This is a genomic window from Pseudomonas sp. R11F (assembly GCF_050312575.1).
In the GTDB taxonomy this organism is placed as follows: domain Bacteria; phylum Pseudomonadota; class Gammaproteobacteria; order Pseudomonadales; family Pseudomonadaceae; genus Aquipseudomonas; species Aquipseudomonas palleroniana.
On the sequence record NZ_JBNPJU010000091.1, the window covers coordinates 1 to 340 of the forward strand.

Annotated in this window: 1 pseudogene; it reads right to left on the reverse strand. The window is 67.4% G+C overall.

The window, feature by feature from the left end:
* Window positions 1–340, reverse strand: a pseudogene (locus ACQRBV_RS27555) (catalase); the annotation flags it as partial.

The following is a 340-nucleotide window of genomic DNA, read 5'->3' on the forward strand; positions in this document are numbered from 1 at the left end:
GAAGTAGGAAAGCATGATGTACTTGCTCTCGTCGTCGGTGATCGCCAACGCCCCGCCGAGACTGGCGATCAGGTCGGCCTGGTCCTTCTTGCCGTAGGAGCGGAACAGCTCGCCGGTCTGCTTGAAGTTCTGCTCGCGCTGGATCTTCGCCTGCTGGGTGGTGCCGCTCAGCGGGGTCCGCACGTAGCGGGCGCTGGCCTGCTCCTCGCGCGGATCGAGCCGGCTCGGCTGGTAGTTCACCCCGCTGGTACTGTGTCCGGCGTTCAGCGCGCCGTCCTGGTTGACGGTATTGACCTCGCTGCGCGGGCGGTTGACCGGCAGGCCCAGGCCGTTGGCGCCG